This is a genomic window from Saccharopolyspora sp. NPDC047091 (assembly GCF_040643635.1).
GTDB lineage: Bacteria > Actinomycetota > Actinomycetes > Mycobacteriales > Pseudonocardiaceae > Saccharopolyspora_C.
In genome coordinates, this window is record NZ_JBEYUS010000067.1 from 1 (window position 1) to 5,579 (window position 5,579).

The window sequence follows — 5,579 nt, forward strand, 5'->3', positions numbered from 1 at the left end:
TCGAGCACGTCGACCACATCGTCGACATGCGCCGCTACCAGGTGCTGATCGAGTCGAACTTCCCCACCGAGCTCGGCGGGATGTTCAAGAACCTGCGCGCCGCGCTCGCCGTCTACGAGCGGTACGGCAGCCCCCGCGCCGACGGCGTGCGGGAAGCACTGGCCGCGCTGGGCTGACCGCCCGGCTTCGAATCCCGCCCGGTGCGGCGGGTGGCGGAACCCCGGCGGGGCCGCCACCTGCCTTCCCAGCACGATCGCACTGTTACTACAGCAGCGCTGCTGAACCAAGGCCCCGAGGAAAGGTTCCGTTCGTGGACAACCCGCACCGGCCGAACCCCGCTGAGCACAGCCGTCGCGTGGTCCTGACCTCCGCTCTCGGTGCCGGAGCGGCGGCCCTGGTAGGCGGCTGCAGCATCGAGCACCTGTCCGCGACATCGGCCGCGGGGACGGCGATCGACGTCGATTTCGGGACGGCCGAGTACTTCCCCCTGCTCAAATCCAAGATCGGGGTGGGGCGGGCGCTGAGCTCACCCGACATCCTGGACAGCCTGCAGCACCTGGACCGGATCCGCCCCGCGCTCTACGACGCGGAGATCCGCTTCCCCGACACCGGTTATCCCTCGCTGACCCCCTACCCGTTCGCGGTCGGTGCGGACGGCGAGATCTCCGTGCAGCGCAACGAGTTCCTCGACGAACTGTTCACCGGGCTCCGCGACCGGAACATCGAGATCATGGTGCAGCTCGAAGGCGGGCCCCAGCAGTTCTGGGATTACAGCGCGGACGACCGCCCGCACCTGTTCCCGAAGCCGGACGACCTGGCGCGCTCGGCCGAAGCCATCGGCAAGTGGGCCGAGCTGTACGCGGAGTACCCGATCAGCTGGTGCACCTGGAACGAGCCCAGCCACACGCTGACCGGTTCCCCCGATCGCCTCGCGGTCAAGCAGATGACCGACATCTACTCCGCCTACACCAACGCCATCGCACCGCAGGGCCTGTTCGGCATGGCCAGCTTCATCACGCCGAGCACGACCGCGCGCCCGGCGTTGGGCGGGCGCACCCACCTGCAGGCGTCGATCGACGCGCTGCGCGAACGCCGCCGGGAACAGCCCGCGCTGCCCTTCGACTACCTGACCCTGAACAACTACGGCGAGGAGCTCGGCGGGCTGTTCGACGGCGCCCGCAACGCGCTCGGCACCGACTTCGACCACGTGCCCCTCATCCAGGCCCAGTCCGGGGTGTTCCTGCCGCACGACTGGGAGAAGCGCGCGGGGAGCACGCTGGAAGCGGTGCGATCCATGAAGTCGCTGCAGCACGCGCTGCGCGTTCCCGACCTCCAGACCTTCACCTTCAGCGGCTGGATTCCGCACCTGATCACCTACCAGCGGGGCCGGGCGCTCCAGCTGCCCCTGTTCCACGCGCTGGAGCTCTACGCGCGGATGCCGGAGCGGCGCGGCGCGGTGCGCGGACTTCCCGCGGGGATGGGTGCGATGGCCGCGAGCGACCCCCATCGCAGCGCCGTCCTGCTCTGGAACGAGTCGGAGCAGCCGCAGACCGTCGACCTGCGGCTCGCCGACCTGCGGAACTCCGGGGACGCCGAGGTGCGTGTCCACCACGTCGACGCCGAGCACGGCAGCCCGCTGGAGGACGGTGACGGGGCCTTCGAACCGACCGAGGTCACGGTGCTGGATCGAGCGGCCGGGCCGGTGGCGAAGACGGTGACCGTCGCGGGACCCGGCATCGCCTACGTCGAGGTGGGCGCCGCCGCCCCGCACCCGGTGCTGGACCGGACCGGCCTGGACGCCGAACTCGTGCGCAAGCACACCCACGCCGACCGGACCGCGAGTCCGAACGGGACCGTGTCGGTCCGCGGCAACGCCTACGGGTGCTACGACGCGGTGCGCGCCATCGCCTACGTGGGCGTCGACGGCGACGACGGCACCGCGCTGGTCGGGGCCGAGTACCGCGGTCTGCCGGACGAACTCCCGGTGGAGGTCGAAGCCGACGGGCCCGTCACTCGGCCGGGCTCGGCGCAGGCGATGTTCGGCATCCGCGTCGACTACCTGCAGCAGGGCCGGGCGGTGCGCAGCGTGCTGTGGCATGGCGACACCTGCGCGGCCGGCCGCACGAACGCGCTGCCGTGGGGGAGCGGCGGCCCGACCGCGGACGTCCTGGTCGAGACCCGCGAGCTCGACCGGATCCGGGACGGCCGCGCGCCACTGGTGCTGCCGCTGGCGAGCCGCGCGCCGTCCGGCTGGGCGGCGGCGGGTGCGCACGCGATCCTCTCGTTCTGGATGGATTCCACCGGTCCCGGATCGCAGGCCCGCTTCGTGCTGGGGTAGCGGTCGGCGGGCGGTGGCGGTCAGCCGGATTTCCTCGGCACCGCAGGAGATCGTGAAGTCGCCGCTAGTGAGTCCGTTGAGGACGATCGCGTGCGCGGCCGATGCCACGAGCATCGGATCGGCTCCGGTGGCGGAGAAGCGCATCGTCCGTCCGTTCCGGACGGCGGCGGTCATGCCGTAACCGGTCGGTTTCGGTGGACTCCACGATCGTGCGCGCTCACCAGCATGCGGCCGAGGATCGCGAGAAGGGGTTCCGGCCAGGCGAGCCGGCTGACCACGCCATCGGCCGGCCTGGTGGCGGCCCGACCACGAAGATCCGCCTGGCTGCCGACGGCAACTGCCGCCCCCTGGCTTTCGTCCTGACCGGACAGCCCGGGGACGCTCCGGCCGTCACCGAAGTGAGAGCGCGATTGCGCGTCCCCCGCGCTGCGGACGTCCTCGGACCAGGGAAGTCGTCCTGGTGGACAGGGCAACTCCGCACGCGCTCTCCGCCAGTACCTGGACAAGCGCGGTATCCGGGCGGTGATCCCCGTCCCGGCGGGCCGGCAAGGCCACCGGCTGTGGCGCGGCAGCCGAGGAGGTAGGCCACCCGCCTTCGACCGCGAGGCGTACGAGCAGTGCAACACCGTCGAACGGTGCATCAATCGCTTGCAGCAGTGGCGCGGTCCCGCCACCCGCGTTGCGCAGACCGCGACCATGTACCTGGCCGGACTCCACGGGGCAGGCATCTTCCTGTGGGCCGCAAGACGATCCGAATCGAACTTTCCAGGGATCACACCGGGGCGCCCGGGAAGGACGGCTTGATGACGCGGCTGCCGAACTTCCACTGCCCGTCCACGCGAACGTATTCGTCCTCGTACTGGACGTGGGAACGAACGTAGCCGCCGTCGTTCTTCACCACTTCCACGAGGCAGAAGACACTCCCCGTCGCGCGGTCGCCCCCGATGTCCGTCACCAGGTGGTTGAACATGACGTGGATGATGTAGCGGGCATGGGCGAAGAGTGAGTCGCGGAAGAAGTCGCGTATCGCCTCGCGCCCTCGGAACAGGCCGAAGCCGGTCTCGCGTTCGTCGAGGACGCCATCCTCGGCCCAGCAGCCAGCGGACTCATCCAGCCGGAAGCCGTCGAAGGCAACCGCGTAACGAGTGTTGAGATCATGGATGGCGGCACGATCGGCGAGATGATTCATAGGACGACCTCACGTGAAGAAGGGATGCTGCGGGCTCCGACCGCGGCTGGCTCGGACGAGCCGGGGAACGGTGCACATGGTTCCCAGCCCGTGTCAAGGCTCCCCAGCCACGAACTGACCAGCGATCCCGACGAAACCGCCCACACGACCGCTCGCCCGGCCGCGTTGCCCTGCGGAGCGGTGGTCCGACCGCTGACGTCCCGGTGGGCACCCGGGAACTCGACCGGAACCGTGCCCCTCCGGTTGGGAAGAGGGGATGCACCCGGGGGCCTCTCGTTCTGGCCGGGCTCCGCCGGTCGTGGCTCCGAGCCCGCGTACCGGTCAGCGGTCGGTGGTGGTCAGCCGGATTTCCTCGGCACCGCAGGAGATCGTGAAGTCGCCGCTAGTGAGTCCGTTGAGGACGATCGCGTGCGCGGCCGATGCCACGAGCATCGGATCGGCGCCGGTGGCGGAGAAGCGCATCGTCCGCCCGTTCCGGACGGCGGCGGTCATGCCGTTCGGGTGGGCGGCCAGCCACACCCGGGCGCCCGGGAACTCCGCCCGGGCCTGGTCGGTCCAGGCCAGCGCCGTGGCCTCGTCCGCGCACGTCCCCTCGCGCACCAGCACCGCCGCGGACTGGTGCCGCAGCAGCCGCGGCTCGTCCTCCCGCACCGCCAGGTGCCGCTGCACCGCCGACTCGCGCACCGGCGCGTCGGCCCGGCGGACCGCCGCCGGATACCGCCGCACCGCGATCCGGTCCGGCCCGGTGCACTCGGTGAACACCTCGAAGGAGGCCGGTTCCCGCCGGTACGGCCGAGGATTCGCCGGTTGCAGCAGCGGGGGTTCCCCGTCCGGGACGGGCAGGTCCAGCGCGTGGTACAGCACCTCCCGCAGCACCCCGGTCGCCTCGCCGAGGTGTGCGAACACCTGCCCGGCCAGCTCGGCGAACCGGGCCGGGGCGTGCGTCCGCCACGACGCGTCGAGCTGCTCGCGCAGGTCCCCGGCCACGTCGAGGTGCTCGGCGGTGTCCGCCAACGCCGCCACCGGTGTGCCCGGCACGCTCTCCGCGCCGACCGACGCCAGCAGCAGCGGCTTGCCCAAGCACGCCGCGTACAGGCTCACCGAACCGTGATCGCCCACGACCTGGTGCGCGGCCACCAGTGCCGCCTGCCAGCCCCCGTCCGGCGGCAGCAGCAGCAATCCGGCGTCCAACGCGTCGGCGAACCAGGTGCGCACCCGCAGATCCCCGTAGCGCGACCAGATGTTCGGGTGCATCGCCAGCGCCACCCGGTACTCGTCGGCGGGCAGCTCCGCGCACAACCGCCGGGCCAGTTCCCGGGATCGGCCCAGCGCCGACTCCTCGCCCCACGTCGAGCTCAGCAGCACCAGCCTGCGGCCGCGCAGGTCCAGCTCCCGCCGGAACCGGTCCCGCAGCGGCAGGCTCGCGCGCAGCTGGTCGAAGGTCGGATCGCCGACCACGGCCGTGTTCCCCGCGACCTCCGGGCGCACCGCCGCCAGCTGCCGGTGCTGCGACTCGTGCGCCAGCGTCAGCAGCACCTTCCCGCTGCGCAGCGCGTATTCCGGCGGCAGGCCCGCCAGTCTGGTCCCGCCGGTCTTCGGATCGTGCACGTGCTTGTTGAAACCGATGCCGTGCGGCAGCACCACCACCGGCCGGGTCAGGTCCAGCTCCGCGAAGTCGACGTTCTCGCTCGCCGAGATCGCCAGCGCGTACGGGAGATCGCGCACCTGCGACCACGGCACGATCCGTTCGGCGCGCTCCTCCCGCAGCAGCTCCAGCGCGCCACAGCTGTGCGGGGAGGTGTCGTTGACGGTGAACACCAGGTCCACGCGGAAGTCGTCCCGGAAGAACCGCAGCGCATCCAGCAGGCGGGCGGTGGAGGTGACGGTGCGACCGATGACGAGCACGGTGCGCTCCGGCCGGAAGGTGCCGTGCTCCGGCTCGTCCCCCGCGACCCGGCGGTGCCGCGCCTCACGCGTCACGGCGTCGTCCGGTGATCGAGTGAGCACGGCCCCATGCTGCCCGGCACCGGCCGCCCGGCGCTAGGAGGGTCG

Annotated in this window: 3 protein-coding genes and 1 pseudogene; 2 read left to right on the top strand and 2 right to left on the bottom strand. The window is 71.5% G+C overall.

The window, feature by feature from the left end:
• Nucleotides 1-310: 310 nt before the first annotated feature.
• Complete coding sequence (locus ABZ805_RS23490) at nucleotides 311-2,338, top strand: hypothetical protein (protein ID WP_358444100.1); 2,028 nt, start codon at nucleotides 311-313, stop codon at nucleotides 2,336-2,338.
• Between the two features lie 182 nt (nucleotides 2,339-2,520).
• A pseudogene (locus ABZ805_RS23495) lies at nucleotides 2,521-2,655 on the top strand (IS5/IS1182 family transposase); the annotation flags it as partial.
• A 455-nt stretch (nucleotides 2,656-3,110) separates the two neighbouring features.
• Here ABZ805_RS23495 and ABZ805_RS23500 read toward each other — a convergent pair.
• Together ABZ805_RS23500 and ABZ805_RS23505 are read right to left on the bottom strand one after the other, a co-directional pair.
• Entirely contained in the window at nucleotides 3,111-3,527 is a 417-nt protein-coding gene (locus ABZ805_RS23500) for a nuclear transport factor 2 family protein (RefSeq protein WP_358444103.1), read from the bottom strand.
• A gap of 321 nt (nucleotides 3,528-3,848) precedes the next feature.
• On the bottom strand, nucleotides 3,849-5,534 hold the full coding sequence (locus ABZ805_RS23505; RefSeq protein ID WP_358444106.1) for a hypothetical protein: 1,686 nt from the start codon (nucleotides 5,532-5,534) through the stop codon (nucleotides 3,849-3,851).
• Nucleotides 5,535-5,579 lie beyond the last annotated feature (45 nt).

Bases quoted from the DNA above. Each gene is read 5' to 3' on its own strand.
- ABZ805_RS23500 (WP_358444103.1), bottom strand. From the start codon at position 3,527: ATGAATCATCTCGCCGATCGTGCCGCCATCCATGATCTCAACACTCGT.